Consider the following 18,928-nt stretch of genomic DNA (forward strand, 5'->3'; position numbering starts at 1 on the left):
GGCAGCGCGCGGGTACCTCGCCTGCCGGAGCCCGGCAGTCTCCGCGCGGCAGACGTGTGCCCGGCAGTCTCTGCGCGGTGGACCCGGTCCCCCGCTCGGGGTCAGTGCGCCTCGACCGTCACCGTGAAGGAGAAGCGGTCGCCGCGGTAGCGGATGCGGGCGACGTCGACGACCTGCCCGTCCTCGCCGTAGGTGACGCCGGTGTAGTGGAGGATCGGCGAGAGCAGCGGGACCTTGAGGAGGTCGGCGGTCTCCGGGTCGGCGAGGCGGGCCTCGACGGTGTCGGTGATCCGGCTGATCCGTACCCCGACGACGTCCCGGAGCACCTTCGTCATCGGCCAGCGCTCCAGGTCCGCCGGGTCGATCGCGGTGGCGAACTCCGGCCGGACCGCGTTCTCCGCCCAGTTGGTCGGCTCGTCGCTCTCCCCGTCGGAGCGCAGCCGGCGGTAGGTCGCGACCTCGGCCACGTCCGGGAAGTACTCGGCGAGATCGCCGGGCACCGGCTCCGGGCCGTGGCCGAGGACGGTGGTCCGCTCGCCGGACTGCTGGGCCACGATCGCGTCGATCGAGCCGAGCAGCCGGCGCGGGGTGGAGCGCCGGGCGCCCGGCTCGATGAAGGTGCCGCGCCGCCGGTGCCGGCTGATCAGCCCCTCCTCCTCCAGTTCCTTCAGCGCCTGTCGCATGGTCAGCACGCTGACGCCGTAGTGCGCGGCGAGCTGCTCCTCGGTGGGCAGCCGCAGCGAGGCGTCAGGGGTGCGGCCCAGTATGGAGGCGCGCAGGGACTGCGAGACCTGGTACCACAGCGGGAGCTTGCGGTTCAGGACCAGCGAGTCGGGGGCGAAGGCGGTCACGGCGTTCTCCGTACGACGACGGGGTGGGGCGGTTGAGCCAGGACTCTACGGCCGGAAATGACGCTCCAGACCCTGCCATACGTCGTCGTAACCGTGCTGGAGGTGGTCGGCCCCGGCCGCCTGCCCGGTCGCCGTCACCGGCCAGCGGGTCTCGAACATGAAGGCCAGGCCGTCGTCGATCCTCTGCGGCTTCAGCTCGGCGGCGCTCGCCTTGTCGAAGGTCTCCCGGTCGGGCCCGTGCGCGGACATCATGTTGTGCAGCGAGCCGCCACCCGGCACGAAGCCCTCGGCCTTGGCGTCGTACGCGCCCTCGATCAGGCCCATGTACTCGCTCATCACGTTCCGGTGGAAGTACGGCGGCCGGAAGGTGTCCTCGCCGACCAGCCAGCGCGGGGCGAAGACCACGAAGTCGACGCCGGCCAGGCCGGGGGTGTCGGAGGGCGAGGTGAGGACGGTGAAGATGGACGGGTCGGGGTGGTCGTAGGAGATCGTCCCGATGACGTTGAAGCGGTGCAGGTCGTAGACGTACGGGGTGTGGTTGCCGTGCCAGGCGACGACGTCGAGCGGCGAGTGGCCGTACGTCGCCGTCCAGAGGTTGCCGCAGAACTTGTTGACCACCTCGACGGGGCCCTCGACATCCTCGTAGGCCGCGACGGGGGCGCGGAAGTCCCGCGCGTTCGCCAGGCCGTTGGCGCCGATCGGGCCGAGGTCGGGAAGCTGGAACGGGGCGCCGTAGTTCTCGCAGACGTACCCGCGCGCGGTCTCGTCCAGCAGCTCGACACGGAAGCGGACCCCGCGCGGGATCAGCGCCACCTCGCCCGGGTGGGCGGCGAGCAGGCCCAGCTCGGTGCGGAGGAGGAGGCCGCCGCGCTCGGGGACGATCAGCAGCTCGCCGTCGGAGTCGCCGAAGACCCGTTCCATGGAGGCGTTGGCGTGGTAGAGGTGCACGGCCATGCCGGTGCGCTGGGTCACGTCGCCGTTGCCGCCGAGGGTCCACAGGCCGGCCAGCCAGTCGGTACCCGGTGCCGGGTCGGGCAGCGGGTTCCAGCGCAGCCGATTCGGGTCGGCGACGGTCTCGGTGAAGGGCGCGGTCCGGACCGCGCCGTTGTCGGTCCGGACGAACGGCGGATGGGCCGCCGACGGGCGGATCCGGTACAGCCACGAGCGGCGGTTGTGCGCCCGCGGCTCGGTGAACGCACTGCCGCTGAGCTGCTCGGCGTAGAGCCCGAGCGGGGCGCGCTGCGGCGAGTTTCGGCCTTCCGGCAGGGCGCCGGGGAGCGCCTCGGAGCCGTGCTCGTTGCCGAATCCGGTGCTGTAGGTGAGGGCCTCGGCCGTCTTCCTGGCCTGCTCGGTCGTCATCGCCCGCTCCTGTCCTGAACCTGTCCTGAAAGGAATCCTATGGATGACCGTAGGATTCCGCGACCGCTCCCGTCAACGGGGCGGAGGTGAAGGGCCTGCGATCGCTTCGCGCAGGGTGGGGCCGATTCGCGCACGGCGGGGTCAAAAAGATGAACAATGCTCTACTCTCGCGGCCATGTCGTGGACCAGAAGGCTCGTCTCCGTGCTCTCGGTCGTGCTCGCGGTGCTCGCCGCGGCCCTGCTCACCGCCCCCGGCGCCCAGGCGCACGAGGAGCGGCCCGTCACTTTCCCCGACGGCTCCGGCAGCGTGCCGCAGCTCCGCAGGGGCGAGCCCGACCTCCTCGTCTGCAAGACGGACCGGGCCGACTTCGACCGCCGCATCGCCGGCTTCCCCGCCGGCCTCAAGACCCGCAACCTCGACCTCTTCGCCCGCTGCGGCCGCTCCGGCTTCCGCCACCTCCAGCAGGCCGTCGACGCTGTCGACCGACCCGGCATGACCATCGCGATCCTGCCCGGCCTGTACGAGGAGGAGCCCTCGCTGCCCGCGCCCACCGGCGCCTGCGCCGCCCTGGACGCCCCGAAGTCCTCCTTCGGCTACCAGATCCTTTCGTACGAGCAGCAGGCGCGCTGCCCGCACAACCAGAACCTCGTCGCCATCCTCGGCAAGAAGGACCTCCAGATCGAGGGCACCGGCGCCTCCCGCCTCGACGTCGTCATCGACGCCAAGTACACGAAGCTCAACGCGATCCGCTCCGACAAGTCCGACGGCGTCTACTTCCGCAACTTCACCGCCCAGCGCACCACCTTCAACTCCCTGTACGTCCTCGCCGCCGACGGCTTCGTCATCGACGACGTCCTCACCCGCTGGAACGACGAGTACGGCTTCCTCACCTTCGCCTCCGACCACGGCCTCTACAAGAACTGCGAGTCCTACGGCAACGGCGACTCCGGCATCTACCCCGGCTCGGCCTCGAACATCAACGACGGGCGCGGCTACGACGTCCCCCGCTACTCCATCGAGATCACCGGCTGCCGCAGCCACCACAACATGGTCGGCTACTCGGGCACCGCCGGGGACTCCGTCTGGGTCCACGACAACGAGTTCGACCACAACATGGGCGGCGCCTCCATGGACTCCGCCTTCCCCGGCCACCCCGGACTCCCGCAGAACCACGCGAAGTTCGAGCGGAACCTGATCCACGACAACAACCAGGACTACTACCGCCACGTCGCCGACGGCACCTGCGCCCGTCCCCCTGCCGAACGCGGCTACGAGAACGGCGTCGTCTGCCCACAGATCTCCATGCCGCCCGGCAGCGGCATCATCACCGCGGGCGGCAACTGGAACCTCTACGAGGACAACTGGATCTACGGCCACGACCGCACCGGCTTCTACCTCAACGCCGTCCCCGCCTTCATCCGCGGCGAGTCCGCCTGGTCCAAGCAGACCGACACCTCCCATCACAACCGCTACGCGAACAACCGCCTCGGCACCGACAAGGCCGGCAACTCCCGCCCCAACCGCACCGACGTCTGGTGGGACGGCCAGGGCCGCGCGAACTGCTGGCAGGACGACACCGGCGCCTCCAGCCCCCGCACCCTCCCCGCCTGCGGCGCCGCCCGCGGCGAGGTCTCCGGCGCCACCGCCCGGCTGGTCGGCGAGCCCGTGAAGCTCGCCCAGCTCCTCGTCTGCGCCGACTACAACGTCCAGGCCCGCCGCCTCCCGGCCGGCTGCGACTGGTACGGAGCCCGCGGCCTCCAGCGCGTCGAGACCCAGATCGCCCTCGCCGCCTCCCTCCTGCTCGCCCTCGTCGGCACCGCCCTCTGGTGGCGCCGCCTGCGCGGCCACCGCCTCGCCGCCGTCGCCCTCGCCACCGGCCTGGCCGGACTCGCCCTCGACGTCGCCGGCGCCACCCTCACCCTCGCCTCCACCTATGTCCCCGCCCTCGCCCTCCTCCTCACCGGCGCCTGGTGGACGGTCACCGGCCTCCTCCTGCGCCCCACCCGCCCCGTCTTCGCCTGGACGACGGTCGCCCTCGGTCTCCTCACCCTCCTCGACGCCTTCGACAAGGCCGTCCTGATGATCCCCGGCATCTCCGTCAGCCCCGCCTGGCTCCGCCTCCTCCTCGGTGCCGTCTGGGTCCTCTGGGCCGTCGTCGCCGCCGGCGCCCGCCCCGCCCCGTCACCCGCTCCCACCCCCGACCCCGAACGCCCGGCCGAGGACCACCCCGAGGGGATACCCGCATGACCACCTCCGCCACCCCCGCCGGTGACGCCTCCACCCCCACCGCCCTCCTCACCGGCGGAGCTCCCGCCACACCCTCCGCCCCCACCGGTGGCGCCTCCGCCCCGCCCGCCGCCTCCACCCCGAGCGCCGCCGCCCTCTCCGCGCCCTCCGCCCGCACCCGTGGTGCCTCCGCGCCCTCCGTCCGGCGCCGTTCGGCCCCGCTCGCGGCGGCCGTCGTCGCCGGCGTCCTGCTCCTGGCCGCCGGGTGCGGAGGCCGGGCCACCACCCATCACAAACCCGGCACCAGCCACGAGCAGTCCACCGCCTCCCACGGCACCGTGCTCGCGGACCGCGACGAGTCCGGCCACCGCCTCCGCGAACTCCCCGCGGACGAAGCGCCCTCCGTCCGCGCCGAGGCGCGCCCGGACAGCGAGGGCGGCTGGAACGTCCACCTCACCGTGGAGAGGTTCCGCTTCACCCCCGAGTCCACCGGCGGCGGCGCCCTCACCGGCCGGGGGCACGCCCGCCTCCTCGTCGACGGGCGCGAGGCCGCCCGTGCCTACGGCCCCTGGTTCCACCTCCCGCCCGGCGCCCGCTCCCTCACGGTCCGCCTCCACGCCGACGACCACACCGTCTGGGCCGTCGCCGGCAAGCCCGTCCAGACCACCCTCGCCCTCACCCCCGCCCCGTCCTCCTCCGCGTCCCTCACGCCCACCGCCTCGCCCACGCCCACTCCGCCCCACGCCTCGCCCACCGCCCCGGACCCCGCTCCCACCGGCCGCACCCTCGACATCCGGGTCTCCGGCTCGACGGTCACCCCGGCGCCCTCGCGCGTCGAGGTGAAGAAGGGGGAGCGGCTCACCCTCCGCGTCACCTCGGACCGCGCCGACACCGTCCACGTCCACGGCTACGACCGCGAGGCGACCGTCGCGCCCGGCGCCCCGGCCGTCCTCGCCCTGACCGCGGACCGCACCGGGCTGTTCGAGGTGGAGACGCACGGGTCCGGACTCGTGCTCACCCAGCTGGTCGTCCGATGACCGCCGTCCAGGACCCGCTCCTCCCGCTCGCCCACGGCGTCGGCGCCCAGCACGACCTGCCCCTCTCCCCCTTCTACGCCTACGCCGGCGCCTTCACCGCCCTCCTCGTCTCCTTTCTCGGCCTCGCCCTGCTCTGGTCCACCTCCCGCTTCCGGGGCGACCGCGCCGGGCGCCCCCTGCCCGCCTCCTTCCAGCGCCTCGCCGACGCCCCGGCCACCCGCACCGCCCTCCGGCTCCTCGGTGCCGCGCTCGCCCTGCTCTTCCTCGCCCACCTCCTCCTCGGCCCCGACGACCCCGACCGCAACCCCACGCCGGGCGCCCTCTACGTCCTCCTCTGGGTCGGACTCGTCCCCGCCTCCCTCCTCCTCGGCCCCGTCTGGCGCCTCCTCAACCCGCTCCGTGCCCTCCTCTCCCTCCGCCCGCCCGCGAACCCCCGGCCGGTCCCCGCCTCCGTCGGCATCCGCCCCGCCGCCGCCGGCCTCCTCCTCTTCGCCTGGCTCGAACTCGTCGCCCCCGACAACACCTCCCGTTCCGTCCTCCTCGCCGCCCTCGCCGTCCACCTCGCCGTCCAGCTCTCCGGCGCCGCCCGCCACGGCGCCGCCTGGTTCGCCCACGCCGACCCTTTCGAGGTCTACTCCTCCCTCCTCGCCCGGCTCTCCCCGCTCGGCCGCCGCGCCGACGGCCGGCTCGTGCTCCGCTCCCCCTTCAACGGCCTCGACTCCACCCCCGAGACCCCCGGACTCGTCGCCACCGTCTGCGTCCTCCTCGGCACCACCGCCTACGACGGCCTCTCCGACAACCCCCGCTGGATCACCGCCCTCCAGACCTCCTCCCTCGGCCCCACCGTCACCGCCACCCTCGGCCTCCTCGCCGCCGTCGCCCTCGCCGGAGCCTGCTACGGGCTCTGCGCCGGCACCCTCCGCCTCCTGAACCGCGCCCTCACCACGCCCCTCACCTCCTTCGCCCACTCACTGCTGCCCATCGCCCTCGGCTATCTCGTCGCCCACTACTTCTCACTCCTCGCAGTCGAAGGACCACGTACCGTCATGATGGCAGCCGGCACTGACAACGCCCCCTCGCCGGCTCCACCGCTGGGCCCGGCGGGCCTCGCGGTCCTCCAGGTCTCCGCGATCGTCACCGGTCACGTCCTCGGCGTCGTCGCCGCACACGACCGGTCCGTCCGTCTCTTCCCGCCCGCCCGAGCCGTCGCCGGCCAACTCCCGCTGTTCGCGCTGATGATCGCGTACACGCTCGGCGGCATCGGACTGCTCATCGCCTGAACAGGATCGGAACGGCATCATGGACCCCGTGCCCCAGACCCGCCCGCACGGCCCGCCGCCCGCGCTCCGCCGCACCCCCGTCCAGCAGCGCAGCGCCGAGCGGCTCGCCCGCATCCTCGACGCCTGCGCAGGGCTCCTCGACGAGACCGGCTACGAAAAGCTGAGCACCCGGGCCGTCGCCGTCCGCGCCGGCGTCCCGATCGGCTCGGTCTACCGCTTCTTCGGCAACAAGCGGGCCATGGTCGCCGCCCTCGCCCACCGCAACCTCGACCGGTACGCCGACCGCATCTCCGCCCGCTTCGAGCGGACCCCGGTCCTCGACGCGCACTCCGCCATCGACGGCGTCCTCGACGAGTTCATCGCGATGAAGCGGAGCGTGCCCGGCTTCGCCCTCGTCGACTTCGGCGTCCCCGCCGCCGAGGAGGGCGGGGGAGGGGCCGCCGAGGACCCCAACGGCCTGGTCGCCGAGCGGATCTGCGGTCTGCTCGCCACGCACCTCGGCCGCACCTCCGACGATTCGCTGCGGCGCAAGGTCCTCGTCGGCGTCGAGACCGCCGACACCCTCGTCCGCCTCGCCTTCCGGACCGACCCCGACGGCGACCCCGCCCTCATCGACGAGACCCGCCAGCTCCTCCACGCCTACCTCGCCCCCTCCCTCGCCGCATGACCGCCGGACGCGGCTCGGACGAACCCCTCCCCGACGTGCCTACCGGTCGGTATGCTCGCGTCGATCCGCCGCACCGCCGCCTGCCGCACGCCGCCGTCCACGGGAGACGCCATGACCACGGCCCCGCGCATCTGCCCCCTCTGCGAAGCGACCTGCGGACTCGTCCTGACCCTCGACGGCAGCCGCGTCACCGGCGCCCGCGGGGATCGCGACGACGTCTTCAGCCGAGGCTTCGTCTGCCCCAAGGGCGCCGCCTTCCCCCAGGTCGACGCCGACCCGGACCGCCTGCGCACCCCGCTCGTCCGGGGAGAGGACGGCCGACTGCGGGAGGCGAGCTGGGAGGAGGCGTTCGACACGATCGCGGCGAGAATCCGCCCGCTGATCGAGGATTACGGCCCCGACGCCCTGGGCATCGTCCTGGGCAACCCCAACGTCCACACGATGGCCGGAGCGCTCTACCCGCCCCTCCTCCTCCGCGCCACGGGCACGAGCAACCTCTTCACGGCCTCCACGCTCGACCAGATGCCCAAGCACGTCTCCAGCGGCCTCCTCTTCGGAGACCCGTTCGCGATCCCCGTGCCCGACCTCGACCGCACCGACCACCTCCTGGTCATCGGGGCCAACCCGCTGGATTCCAACGGAAGTCTCTGCACCGCCCCCGACTTCCCCGGCCGGCTCGCCGCGCTGCGCCGCCGCGGCGGCACCCTCACCGTCGTCGACCCCCGACGCACCCGCACCGCCCGCCTCGCCGACCGCCACCTCGCCCCCCGGCCCGGCACCGACGCCCTCCTCCTCGCGGCCCTGGTCCACACCCTCTTCGCCGAGGACCTCACCGCCCCCGGCGCCCTCGCCGACCGCACCGAGGGCATCGACCGGGTCCGGGACGCCGTGCAGGAGTTCACCCCCGAGGCCGTCGCCCCCGTCTGCGAGCTCGACCCCGGCACGATCCGCGCCGTCGCCCGGGAGCTCGCCGCCGCGCCCACCGCCGCCGTCTACGGGCGGATGGGCAGCTCCACCGTGGCCCACGGAACCCTCGCCAACTGGCTCGTCGACGTCCTCAACGTCCTCACCGGCAACCTCGACCGGCCCGGCGGCGTCCTCTTCCCCCGTTCCGCCACCGCACCCGCGCCCCGGCCCGCCGGGCCCGGCCGCGGCTTCATCCTCGGCCGCCGCCACAGCCGCGTCTCCGGACACCCCGAGGTCAAGGGGGAGTTCCCGCTCGCCGCCCTCGCCGAGGAGATCGACACCCCGGGTGAGGGCCGCATCCGGGCGCTGATCACCATCGCCGCCAACCCCGTCCTCTCCGCCCCCGACGGGCTCCGGCTCGACACCGCCCTCGACGGCCTCGACCTGCTGGTCTGCGTCGACCCGTACCTCAACGAGACCACCCGCCATGCCCACGTCCTGCTGCCCCCGCCGCCGCCCTCCCGGAGCGCCCACTTCGACTTCGCCTTCAACGGGCTCGCCGTCCGCGACCAGGCCCGATTCACGCCGGCCGCCCTCCCCTTGGAGGCCGGTGCCATGGACGAGTGCGAGATCCACGCCCGGCTGGTCCTCGCAGCGTCCGGCATGCACGGAGCGCCGCCCTCCGCCGTGGACGACCTCGCTGTCGACACCCTCGTCGCCAAGGCGGTCACCCAGCCGTACTCGCCCGCGTACGGTGCCGACCCCAAGGAGTTCGCCGCCGGACTCACCGGGAGCAACGGGGCCGAGCGGCGGCTCGACCTGATGCTGCGGCTCGGGCCGTACGGTCTCACCCTCGACGAGCTCAAGGCCCACCCGCACGGCATCGACCTCGGCCCGCTCAAGCCCCGCCTGGACGAGGTGCTGCGGACCCGCGGCGGCCGGATCGAACTGCTTCCGGAGCCGATCGCCGCCGACCTGCCCCGGCTGCGGGCCGCCCTCACCGCCGTACCGGAGCCCGGAACCCTCCAGCTGGTGGGCCGCCGCCACCTCCGCTCCAACAACAGCTGGCTGCACAACACCCCCGCCCTCACCGGGGGTTCGAACCGCTGCACCCTCCAGGTGCACCCGGAGGACGCCGGCCGGCTCGGGCTGGCCGACGGCACCCCCGCCCGGATCAAGGGCGAGGGCGGCGAGCTCACGGCGGAGGTCGAGGTCACCGACACAGTGCGGCCCGGTGTCGTCAGCCTCCCGCACGGCTGGGGCCACGACCGCCCCGGCACCCGGCTCACCGTGGCCGCCGCCCACCCCGGCGTCAACGTCAACCAGCTCCTCGACGGCTCCCTGCTCGACCCGCTCTCCGGGACCGCCGTCCTCAACGGCTTCCCGGTGGAGGTGACCCCGCTGGAACCGGTGTCACTTCTGTGACCTGGGGTTTTGCTCGTATTGCTCACGCGTGGACCTCTTGTTGAGGCCGGAAGGGGGCACCTACGGTCATCCGGACCGCCGCTCGGCGGCTGTTCAACGGTGAACGTGAGGTGCCTCCATGCTGACCGTCCTCGGCTTCGCCATGATCGCGACCTTCCTGGTCCTGATCATGATGAAGAAGATGTCGCCGATCGCGGCGCTCGTCCTGGTCCCCGCGCTCTTCTGCGTCGCCGTGGGGCAGGGAGCGCAGCTCGGCGACTACGTCATCGACGGCGTGGGCAAACTGGCCCCCACCGCGGCGATGCTGATGTTCGCGATCGTCTACTTCGGCGTCATGATCGATGTCGGACTCTTCGACCCGATCGTCCGGGCCATCCTGCGCTTCTGCAAGGCCGACCCGGTCCGGGTGGTCGTCGGCACCGCGGTGCTCGCCGCGATCGTCTCCCTCGACGGTGACGGCTCCACCACCTTCATGATCACCGTCTCGGCGATGTACCCGCTCTACAAGCGGCTCGGGATGAGCCTGGTCGTCCTCACCGGCGTGGCAGCCACGGCCAACGGCGTCATGAACACCCTGCCCTGGGGCGGGCCGACCGCCCGTGCCGCGACCGCGCTCAAGCTCGACGCCGGCGACATCTTCGTCCCGATGATCCCGGCTCTCGCGGTCGGCCTGCTCTTCGTGATCGCCCTCGCGTACGTCCTCGGCCGCCGCGAGCGGAAGCGGATCGGCTACCTCACCCTCGACGAGGCCCTCGCCACCGATACCGACACCGACACGGACACCGTCCTCGTCGGCGCCGGTGGAGCTGCGGGCGAGGCCGCGGGCAAGGGCAAGGGAGCGGGCGGGGCCGAGGTCACGGGCCGGGCCGACCGGATGCGCGGCGCCTCCGGCGACGCCCCGGCCACGGGCGGCACCCCCGCCGGTTCGCCGGGCGAGGACTCCGCAGTCTCCGGCTTCCAGGGTCTCGACCCGAACCGCGCCACCCTCCGCCCCCGGCTGTACTGGTTCAACGCCGCCCTCACCGTCGCGCTGCTCACCGCGATGATCCTCGAAGTCCTGCCGATCCCGGTCCTCTTCCTCATCGGCGCCGCCCTCGCCCTCACCGTGAACTACCCCCGCCCCGCCGACCAGAAGGAGCGCCTGGCCGCCCACGCGGAGAACGTCCTCAACGTCTCCGGCATGGTCTTCGCCGCCGCGGTCTTCACCGGCGTCCTCACCGGCACCGGCATGGTCAAGCACATGGCGGACTGGCTGGTCGGCGCCATCCCGGACGGGATGGGCCCGCACATGGCGCTCGTGACCGGTGTGCTGAGCCTGCCGCTCACCTACTTCATGTCGAACGACGGTTTCTACTTCGGGGTCCTCCCCGTCCTCGCCGAGGCCGGCGCCGCCCATGGCGTCTCGCCGGTGGAGATCGCCCGCGCCTCGCTCGTCGGACAGGCCCTGCACATGTCGAGCCCGCTGGTTCCGGCCGTGTACGTGCTGGTCGGCATGGCGAAGGTGGAGTTCGGCGACCACACCCGCTTCACGGTGAAGTGGGCGGCCCTGACCTCGCTGGTCGTCCTCGCGGCTGCGGTCCTCTTCGGGATCGTCTGACCTCCTGAGCCGGACGGGGGACGTGGGCGCGCCATACGCATGTCGCTACGGTGCGTGTTCGAGATGTGACGGATAGTCGGATTATCGGTCAAGTACCTGACGACATCCTCGTGGAGGAATCCGCATGCTCGCCCGCACCGCCCGCCCCCTCGCCGCAGCCTCCGGTCTCGCCCTCGCCGGCCTCGCCCTCGCCGGCGGGGCACCCGCCGCGTACGCCGCCCCCGGCGACAACGGTGACGTGAAGATCCACAGCGTCGGCACGCCCCTCGAAGACCAGCGCAACGAGCCCAAGGTGTGCGACTTCTATCTCGCCGCCTCCAACTTCGAAAGCGTCCAGAGGGTGCGATGGGAGATCGCCCCCCAGCCAGCCAGTGCGAGCGCCCGTACCTTGGACGGGACCCTCAGGCTCGCCACCGGCGCCGGCCGCACCGGCCGACTCGCCCTGCCGGACGGCACGTACCGGCTCACCTGGACCTTCGAAGGGGCCCAGGCGACGGGCAAGTTCAAGGTCTTCCAGGTCGACTGCCCCGGCGGCAACGGGGCCAACGGCAACGGAACCAACGGCCAGAACACCAACGGCCAGAACGTCGACGGTCAGAACACCAACGGTCAGAACAGCAACAGTCAGAGCGGCAATGGCTGGAACGGCGGCGGCGAGAGCAACGGCCAGAACAGTCAGAACGCTCAGAACAGCCAGACCACTCAGAACAGCAACAGCCAGAACAGCAACAGCTGGAACGGCGGCGGCGAGAGCGGCAACGGGGGCAATGGCAGCGGCTGGAACGGCAACGGGGGCAACGGCCAGCGGCCCCCGCAGGGCCCGGTCGGCGCCGGCGGCGGAGGCAGCGCCGAGCTCGCGGCGGCCGAGGACGGCTCCACCTTCGGTGTCGGAGCGGCCGTCGCCGCCGGCCTCGCGGGCACTGTCGGCCTGGTGCTGATCCGCCGTTCGCGCCGCCGCAACGATGGCGCGGCGTAACGCCCGCCTCACGCGTCGGCAGCGGCGGCTCGCCCGGCTCACCAGGACCGTGGCCGTCGCCGCGGTCCTGGTGACCGGGGGCGTTTGGTGGGGTGTCGACGGAGACCCCGCCGACCGGCAGACCGTCGCCGGAGCCGATGCCAAGTCCGACGCGGCGGCTCCGGCCGGGACGCCCGCCCCCACCGCCGCGCCCGCGGGCGGCCCCCGCGCCGCCGATGGCAAGGACGCGGTCCGGCCCCCCGCCGGCGCGGCCGGGAGCCGTGGCGACACCGCCGGGAGCCGCGCGGGCGCCGGCGCGCGCGCCAAGCCACGGCCTGCGGCAACCCCCGCGCCGCCGTCGTCGCACGCCCCGCTCGCCCGCTCCCGCCCCACCCTCGTCGCCGTGCCCGCGATCACCACCGAGGCGCCCGTTCTGGACATCGGGCTCGACCGGGAAGGTCGCCTCGGTGTGCCGCCCGTCGACGACCCACAGAAGGTCGGCTGGTACGAGGGCGGCCCCGCGCCCGGTGAGCGCGGGACGGCCGTGGTGGTCGGGCACCGGGACACGCTCACCGGGCCGGCCGTCTTCCTCGACCTCGACTCGCTCGGCCCCGGAAACACCGTCCGGGTCGCCCGCGCCGACGGACGGGTCGCCGTCTTCACCGTGGACAAGGTGCGCACGTACCCGAAGTCCGCCTTCCCCGACAAGGAGGTGTACGGCTCCACCGGCCGTCCCGAGCTGCGCCTGCTGACCTGTGGCGGAGCCTACGACCGGGGCGCCGGCTACGACGCCAACATCGTCGTGTTCGCGCACCTCACCGGTGTCGACAAGACGATCTGAACCAGCGGGACCGGGCACCGGCCCCGCGTCGGGTACCGTCGCCCCCAAGGGGCCGTACGGCCCCGGCGCGGGGCCGCTCCGCGCCCCCTGGCGGTCCTCCGCGCGGCGGATATCGCCCGGCGGCAGTGGCCGAGTCGGGCCGCGACGGCACCGCCGATGAGATCGGCCCCACTCCGGCAGACCCTGGCGCCCTAAAACTAACAGCGCTAGTTTGGGCGGGCGGGGTCGCTCGGATCGGCCCCGCCGCAGGCGAGCGGTCGAGCGGTCGAGCGGACCGGGAATGGGGAAGCGCTGATGAAGGCCCACGACGCGATGTACATCGGTGGGGAGTGGCGACCCGCGGCCTCCTCCGAGACGATCCCCGTGGTGGATCCCGCCACCGAGCAGGTCATCGCCCGGGTGCCGGCCGGCACCGCCGAGGACGTCGACGCGGCCGTACGGGCCGCCCGCGCCGCGCTGCCCGGCTGGGCCGCCACGCCCCCCGCCGAGCGGGCCGCTCGGATCAACGCCCTGCGTGACGCGCTCGCCGCCCGCGCAGAGGAGATCGCCGCCACCGTCACCGCCGAGCTCGGGGCCCCGCCGAAGATCGCCGCGGCCGTGCACGCCGGACTGCCGGTCACGGTGGCCGGCACGTACGCCGAACTCGCCGCCACCCACCCCTTCGTGGAGAGGGTCGGCAACTCCACCGTCTACGCGGAGCCGGTCGGCGTCGTCGCCGCCATCACGCCCTGGAACTACCCGCTCCACCAGATCGTCGCCAAGGTCGCCCCGGCCCTCGCCGCCGGCTGCACCACCGTCCTCAAGCCCGCCGAGAACACTCCGCTCTCCGCCCAGCTCTTCGCCGAGGCCGTCCACGAGGCGGGCATCCCGGCCGGTGTCTTCAACCTGGTCACCGGCGTCGGCACGGTCGCCGGCCAGGCCCTCGCCGAGCACCCCGGCGTCGACCTGGTCTCCTTCACCGGCTCCACCGCCGTCGGCAGCCGCATCGGCGCCCTCGCCGGAGGCTCGATCAAGCGGGTCGCCCTCGAACTCGGCGGCAAGTCCGCCAATGTCATCCTGCCCAGCGCCGACCTCGCCAAGGCCGTCGCCGCCGGCGTCGGCAACGTCATGGCCAACTCCGGCCAGACGTGCAGCGCCTGGACCCGGATGCTGGTCCCCGCCGGGCGGTACGAGGAGGCCGTCGCCCTCGCCGCCGAGGCCGCCGCCAAGTACGTCCCCGGCGAGCGCCTCGGCCCGCTGGTCAGCGCCCGCCAGCGCGACCGGGTCCGCGACTACATCGAACGGGGCGTCGAGGAGGGCGCCCGGCTCGTCGCCGGCGGCCCCGAGGCCCCGCTGGAGACCGGCTACTACGTCTCCCCGACGGTCTTCGCCGACGTCACCCCCGACATGACCATCGCGCGGGAGGAGATCTTCGGCCCGGTCCTCTCGATCCTCCGGTACGAGGACGAGGCGGAGGCCCTCGCCCTCGCCAACGGCACCGAATACGGTCTCGGCGGCGCGGTCTGGGGCGAGGAGAGCGAGGCGGTCGCCTTCGCCCGCCGGATGGAGACCGGGCAGGTCGACATCAACGGCGGCCGGTTCAACCCGCTCGCCCCCTTCGGCGGCTGGAAGCGGTCCGGCGTCGGCCGCGAACTCGGCGCGCACGGCCTCACCGAGTACCTCCAGACCAAGTCGCTCCAGTTCTGAGCCCCGCCCCGCCCGCAGTCAGGAGACACCCGTGATCCGTGCCGCCGTCCTGCCCGCCGTCGGTGCCCCCCTGGAGATCACCGACATCGAACTGCCCGAGCCCGGCCCCGGTCAGGTCCGGGTCCGGCTCGCCGCCGCCGGGGTCTGCCACTCCGACCTCTCGCTCTCCAACGGCACCATGCGCGTCCCCGTCCCGGCCGTCCTCGGCCACGAGGGCGCCGGCACCGTCGTCTCCGTCGGCGAGGGGGTGACCCGGGTCACCCCCGGCGACGGCGTCGTCCTCAACTGGGCGCCGTCCTGCGGCGCCTGCCACCCCTGCTCGCTCGGCGAGGTGTGGCTCTGCGTCAACGCCCTCAACGGTGCGGCGAACGTACACGCCCGCGCCGTCGACGGGCGCGAGCTCCATCCGGGCCTCAACGTGGCCGCCTTCGCCGAGGAGACGGTCGTCTCCGAAAGCTGCCTGCTGCCCGTGCCGGAGGGCGTACCGCTCACCGACGCCGCGCTGCTCGGCTGCGCCGTCCTCACCGGCTGGGGCGCGGTGCACCACTCCGCCCGGGTCCGTGAGGGCGAGACCGTCGCCGTCTTCGGTGTCGGCGGCGTCGGACTCGCCACCCTCCAGGCCGCGCGGATCGCCGGGGCGTCCACGATCGTCGCCGTGGACGTCTCCCCGGAGAAGGAGGGGCTGGCGCGGGCCGCCGGAGCCACCGAGTACGTCGTGGCCTCGGAGAACACCGCCCGCGAGATCCGGAAGCTGTCCGGTGGGCACGGCGTCGACGTGGCCGTGGAGTGCGTCGGCCGCGCCGTCACCATCCGGACCGCCTGGGAGTCCACCCGGCGTGGCGGCCGCACCACCGTCGTCGGCATCGGCGGCAAGGACCAGCAGGTCTCCTTCCACGCGCTGGAGATCTTCCACTGGGGCCGCACCCTCGCCGGCTGCGTGTACGGCAACTCGGACCCGGCCGCCGACCTGCCCGTCATCGCCGGTCACATCCGGGACGGCAGCTTCGACCTCGGCTCGCTCGTCACCGAGCGGATCACCCTGGACGGCATCCCCGGCGCCTTCGACGCCATGCTCGCGGGCAAGGGCGGCCGCGCCCTGGTGGTGTTCTGACCCTCCCGACGGCAAGGACGTCTTCCGTACCGCCGCCCGGCCAGGTCCCGGTCCGGCCCGCCCGGCGGCGGGACGGACCTCCAGGGGAGGCCGCCGGGAGGGAACGGCGATGGTGACCGGACCGGTGGTGGGGCGGTTCAGGGCTCAGGCGAGCTGAATGGCGAGGGAGCCGGCGAGCAGCAGTGCGAGTCCGAGCGCGCGCGGCCGGGTGAGCGGACGTCTGGGCAGCCGGAAGAGTCCCCTGTGGTCGATGAGGGCCGAGGTCAGCTGCTGGCCGGTCACCGTGAGCGCGATCGTCACGGCCGCGCCGATGGCGGGTATGAGAAGGAAGGTGCCCGTCACGTAGGCGGCGGCGCAGGCCCCGCCGATCCACCCCCACCAGGGCATCTTCCGCAGCGGGGCGACGCGCGGGGCCGGGGTCCGCCGGGCGGCCCGGAGCACCAGCAGGACGACGGCGATCGTGAAGGTCGCGACGGCGAAGCTGATGACCGCCACGGTGAGCGGCGCGTGGAGCCGTTCCCGCAGCTGGGCGTTGACCGCCCCCTGTACCGGCAGGACCCCGCCCGCGACGATCCCGAGGGCGATCCAGCCCGCACGGGCGGCGAGGGGGAGGCCGGGGGAGCCGGCCTGCGCCGTCCCGCCCCCGCCCCGGATGATCACGACGATGCCGGCGAGCACGGCGGCGGCACCGAGGGCGATGCCGGGGCCGAGTCCCTGCCGCTCCAGTCCGAACAGCCCGAAGAGGTCGAGGGCGAGCGAGGCGAACATCTGGCCGGTGACGAAGAGTCCGACGCTCGCCAGGGCGCCGAGCCGGGGGAAGAGCAGGATGCCGCTCGTGATGTAGAGCGGACTGGCCAGCCCCCCGAGCAGTAGCCAGGGCGGCACGTCCGGAAGCGCGCCCAGCGCTCCCAGCGTGCCGGCGGCGAGCGCCAGGGCCGTCAGCAGGGCGGTGGCGAGGCCGAGTTGGAGGGTCGAGGCGCCGTACGGAGTGCCGACGGCGGCGTTGAGCTGGAGGTTCGCCGACGCCTGGACGGCCAGGAGGCAGCCGACGAGCAGGGCGACGGCGAGCAGTGCGGTGTGCATCGGGGAACTCCTCGGGGACTCCTGAACAGGACGGAGCAACGACGAATGCTCACAAGCGGACGTCGTGTCCATTTAGAGTGCCACGTGCATGCTCAAGTGGACAAGGTGTCCGTTTGGGTGAAAGGGAAGTAGGGTCGGACCATGAGCGACCACAAGCGGCGCGGTGCGGATCCCGACCCGGTGCGGCCGGTGAACGAGACGGCCTACCCCTCGGCGGACCGCCCCTCCCGCGCCGACCGCCCCTCCCGCGCCGAGCGCGAACTGATCGAGGCGCTCGGGGCAGCGGGGGACTCCCTGCCCACGGGCGACCTGGTCGCGCCGGGCGAACTCCTGATCGGCAGCGCCCTCCATGCCCCGGGTGCGCGCCCGGCCTCCGGTCCGCGCCGCCGGGCCGACGCCGAGCGGAACCGCGCCCAGATCCTCGCCGCCGCCGAGCGGCTCTTCGCCGAGGGCGATCCCCGGACGATCACCATGGACCGCATCGCCAAGGCCGCCGGTGTCGGCCGCGCCACGCTCTACCGCAGCTTCCCCGATCCGGCCTCGGTCGCGGTGGCCCTGCTCGACACCCACGAGCGCCTGCTCCAGGGGCAACTCGTCCAAGGCCCTCCGCCGTTGGGCCCCGGAGCGCCCGCGGGGGAGCGTCTCGCCGCGTTCTACCTCGCGATGCTCGACCTCCTGGAGAGACACCTGCCGCTGGCCCTCGGCGCGGAGACCGGCCCCGAACGCTTCAGGACCGGTGCGTACGGCTTCTGGCGCGTCCACGTCCGGACCCTGCTCGTCGCCCACGGCGCCGAGGACCCCGACGCCCTCGTCGACACCGTGCTCGCCCCGCTCGCGCCCGAACTGTTCGCCTTCCAGCGACACGAACTCGGGCTCCCCGTGGAGCGGATCGGTGCGTCACTGGCGGCGTTCGCCCGCGGCCTCCTTCCGGCCACCGCCCGCTCCTGACTCCGGCGACGCGGACGCGCGCGGGCGGGACCGGGAGACCGCGACCCCTGCCAGGCACAGCGCGCCGCCCACCAGGGTCAGCGCCCCGGGCAGCTCGCCCAGCAGGGCCCAGGCCATCAGGACCACCAGGGCGGGCACGGCGTACGTGGTAGCGCCCATCCGCCCCGCGGTCGTCCGCGCCAGCGCGTACGCCCAGGTCGTGAAGGCGAGCGCGGTCGGGAACACGCCGAGGTAGACCATGTTCGCGGTCGCCGACAGCGGTGCCCGCGCCGCCTCGGTCACGAGCTGTCCCGCGAACGGCAGGCAGGCGACCGCGCCGATGGCGCAGCCGAAGGTCGTCACCTGGAGCGCGCTCGCGCGGGCCAGTGCCGGCTTCTGGGCGACGACCCCGCCCGCGTACGCCACGGCAGCCAGCAGGCAGAGCGCGACGCCCAGCACCGAGGCGTGCCCGTCCTCGCCGGACATCGACAGGCCCACGGCGACCGCGCCGGCGAAGGAGACCGCCATGCCGGCCAGCAGTCGCGGCGGCAGCGTCTCGCCCAGGAAGCGGGCGCCGAGCAGGGCGATCAGGATCGGGCCGACGTTGACGAGCATCGCGGCCGTCCCGGCGTCCACCTCCTGCTCGCCCCAGTTCAGCGCCACCATGTACACCCCGAACCAGAGCAGCCCGGAGACGAGGATCCCCGGCCAGGCGGCCCGGGGCGGCAGCCCCTCCCGCCGGACCAGGAGGACGACCCCGAGGACCAGCGCCCCGGCGAGCAGCCGCCCGAGCGCGAGCGCGCCGGGGGAGTACGCGGCCCCCGCGCTGCGGATGGAGACGAAGGCGGACGCCCACAGGACGACGGTGACCCCGGCGGCGACGAGCGCGAGCCGCGCGGAGGCGGGGGTGGGGGTGGAGGAAGATCCGGGGGAGGCGGGAGCTGAGGCGTCGGATTTCGGCATGCCCCGAAGGTAG

15 protein-coding genes are annotated in these 18,928 nt (G+C 73.7%); 11 read left to right on the forward strand and 4 right to left on the reverse strand.

What is annotated here, in order from left to right; translation table 11 throughout:
• Positions 1–101: 101 nt before the first annotated feature.
• Both ACFYT9_RS30495 and hmgA read right to left on the reverse strand, forming a co-directional pair.
• Positions 102–851, reverse strand: a complete 750-nt coding sequence (locus tag ACFYT9_RS30495; protein ID WP_387278885.1) for a GntR family transcriptional regulator — start codon at positions 849–851, stop codon at positions 102–104.
• Positions 852–896: 45 nt separating this feature from the next.
• Positions 897–2,210, reverse strand: a complete 1,314-nt coding sequence (gene hmgA, locus ACFYT9_RS30500; protein WP_389168976.1) for a homogentisate 1,2-dioxygenase — start codon at positions 2,208–2,210, stop codon at positions 897–899.
• A gap of 175 nt (positions 2,211–2,385) precedes the next feature.
• On the opposite strand from hmgA, the gene ACFYT9_RS30505 reads away from it, so the two are divergent.
• From ACFYT9_RS30505 to ACFYT9_RS30550, 10 genes are all read left to right on the forward strand, one after another.
• Complete coding sequence (locus ACFYT9_RS30505; protein WP_389168978.1) at positions 2,386–4,458, forward strand: right-handed parallel beta-helix repeat-containing protein; 2,073 nt, start codon at positions 2,386–2,388, stop codon at positions 4,456–4,458.
• A complete protein-coding gene (locus ACFYT9_RS30510; protein ID WP_389168980.1) occupies positions 4,455–5,474 on the forward strand; it encodes a hypothetical protein in 1,020 nt (339 codons plus the stop codon). Before ACFYT9_RS30505 ends, ACFYT9_RS30510 begins: the two co-directional genes overlap by 4 nt.
• Positions 5,471–6,754, forward strand: coding sequence for a hypothetical protein (locus ACFYT9_RS30515; RefSeq protein WP_389168982.1), 1,284 nt, complete (start codon positions 5,471–5,473; stop codon positions 6,752–6,754). Before ACFYT9_RS30510 ends, ACFYT9_RS30515 begins: the two co-directional genes overlap by 4 nt.
• Before the next feature lie 19 nt (positions 6,755–6,773).
• Positions 6,774–7,421, forward strand: coding sequence for a TetR family transcriptional regulator (locus ACFYT9_RS30520; protein WP_389168984.1), 648 nt, complete (start codon positions 6,774–6,776; stop codon positions 7,419–7,421).
• Between the two features lie 111 nt (positions 7,422–7,532).
• Complete coding sequence (locus ACFYT9_RS30525; protein ID WP_389168986.1) at positions 7,533–9,752, forward strand: molybdopterin oxidoreductase family protein; 2,220 nt, start codon at positions 7,533–7,535, stop codon at positions 9,750–9,752.
• Between the two features lie 118 nt (positions 9,753–9,870).
• On the forward strand, positions 9,871–11,349 hold the full coding sequence (locus ACFYT9_RS30530) for a CitMHS family transporter (protein ID WP_389168988.1): 1,479 nt from the start codon (positions 9,871–9,873) through the stop codon (positions 11,347–11,349).
• A gap of 124 nt (positions 11,350–11,473) precedes the next feature.
• A complete protein-coding gene (locus ACFYT9_RS30535; protein WP_389168989.1) occupies positions 11,474–12,325 on the forward strand; it encodes a hypothetical protein in 852 nt (283 codons plus the stop codon).
• Positions 12,312–13,145: a class F sortase gene (locus ACFYT9_RS30540; protein ID WP_389168991.1), complete on the forward strand. Its 834-nt coding sequence runs from the start codon at positions 12,312–12,314 to the stop codon at positions 13,143–13,145. Before ACFYT9_RS30535 ends, ACFYT9_RS30540 begins: the two co-directional genes overlap by 14 nt.
• A gap of 294 nt (positions 13,146–13,439) precedes the next feature.
• On the forward strand, positions 13,440–14,831 hold the full coding sequence (locus ACFYT9_RS30545) for an aldehyde dehydrogenase family protein (RefSeq protein ID WP_389168993.1): 1,392 nt from the start codon (positions 13,440–13,442) through the stop codon (positions 14,829–14,831).
• Between the two features lie 31 nt (positions 14,832–14,862).
• The gene (locus ACFYT9_RS30550) at positions 14,863–15,942 is read left to right on the forward strand and encodes a zinc-binding dehydrogenase (RefSeq protein WP_389168994.1); all 1,080 of its coding nucleotides are present in this window, start codon (positions 14,863–14,865) and stop codon (positions 15,940–15,942) included.
• Between the two features lie 144 nt (positions 15,943–16,086).
• Here ACFYT9_RS30550 and ACFYT9_RS30555 read toward each other — a convergent pair whose 3' ends face one another.
• Positions 16,087–17,025: a DMT family transporter gene (locus ACFYT9_RS30555; RefSeq protein WP_389168996.1), complete on the reverse strand. Its 939-nt coding sequence runs from the start codon at positions 17,023–17,025 to the stop codon at positions 16,087–16,089.
• A 330-nt stretch (positions 17,026–17,355) separates the two neighbouring features.
• Here ACFYT9_RS30555 and ACFYT9_RS30560 point away from each other — a divergent pair, with 330 nt between their 5' ends.
• Entirely contained in the window at positions 17,356–17,973 is a 618-nt protein-coding gene (locus ACFYT9_RS30560) for a TetR/AcrR family transcriptional regulator (RefSeq protein WP_389169042.1), read from the forward strand.
• On the opposite strand, the gene ACFYT9_RS30565 is transcribed toward ACFYT9_RS30560, so the two are convergent.
• The gene (locus ACFYT9_RS30565) at positions 17,923–18,915 is read right to left on the reverse strand and encodes a DMT family transporter (protein ID WP_387274997.1); all 993 of its coding nucleotides are present in this window, start codon (positions 18,913–18,915) and stop codon (positions 17,923–17,925) included. The genes ACFYT9_RS30560 and ACFYT9_RS30565 overlap by 51 nt on opposite strands.
• Between the last annotated feature and the right edge of the window lie 13 nt (positions 18,916–18,928).

The sequence above is a fragment of the Streptomyces sp. NPDC004435 genome (assembly GCF_042873895.1).
Classification (GTDB): domain Bacteria; phylum Actinomycetota; class Actinomycetes; order Streptomycetales; family Streptomycetaceae; genus Streptomyces.

What these genes read in the sequence shown, in the direction of transcription:
- ACFYT9_RS30505 (WP_389168978.1), top strand. Translation starts at nt 2,386, where the DNA reads ATGTCGTGGACCAGAAGGCTCGTCTCCGTGCTCTCGGTCGTGCTCGCG.
- ACFYT9_RS30555 (WP_389168996.1), bottom strand. Translation starts at nt 17,025, where the DNA reads ATGCACACCGCACTGCTCGCCGTCGCCCTGCTCGTCGGCTGCCTCCTG.
- ACFYT9_RS30545 (WP_389168993.1), top strand. Translation starts at nt 13,440, where the DNA reads ATGAAGGCCCACGACGCGATGTACATCGGTGGGGAGTGGCGACCCGCG.
- hmgA (WP_389168976.1), bottom strand. Translation starts at nt 2,210, where the DNA reads ATGACGACCGAGCAGGCCAGGAAGACGGCCGAGGCCCTCACCTACAGC.
- ACFYT9_RS30540 (WP_389168991.1), top strand. Translation starts at nt 12,312, where the DNA reads ATGGCGCGGCGTAACGCCCGCCTCACGCGTCGGCAGCGGCGGCTCGCC.
- ACFYT9_RS30565 (WP_387274997.1), bottom strand. Translation starts at nt 18,915, where the DNA reads ATGCCGAAATCCGACGCCTCAGCTCCCGCCTCCCCCGGATCTTCCTCC.
- ACFYT9_RS30510 (WP_389168980.1), top strand. Translation starts at nt 4,455, where the DNA reads ATGACCACCTCCGCCACCCCCGCCGGTGACGCCTCCACCCCCACCGCC.
- ACFYT9_RS30535 (WP_389168989.1), top strand. Translation starts at nt 11,474, where the DNA reads ATGCTCGCCCGCACCGCCCGCCCCCTCGCCGCAGCCTCCGGTCTCGCC.
- ACFYT9_RS30525 (WP_389168986.1), top strand. Translation starts at nt 7,533, where the DNA reads ATGACCACGGCCCCGCGCATCTGCCCCCTCTGCGAAGCGACCTGCGGA.
- ACFYT9_RS30520 (WP_389168984.1), top strand. Translation starts at nt 6,774, where the DNA reads ATGGACCCCGTGCCCCAGACCCGCCCGCACGGCCCGCCGCCCGCGCTC.
- ACFYT9_RS30515 (WP_389168982.1), top strand. Translation starts at nt 5,471, where the DNA reads ATGACCGCCGTCCAGGACCCGCTCCTCCCGCTCGCCCACGGCGTCGGC.
- ACFYT9_RS30530 (WP_389168988.1), top strand. Translation starts at nt 9,871, where the DNA reads ATGCTGACCGTCCTCGGCTTCGCCATGATCGCGACCTTCCTGGTCCTG.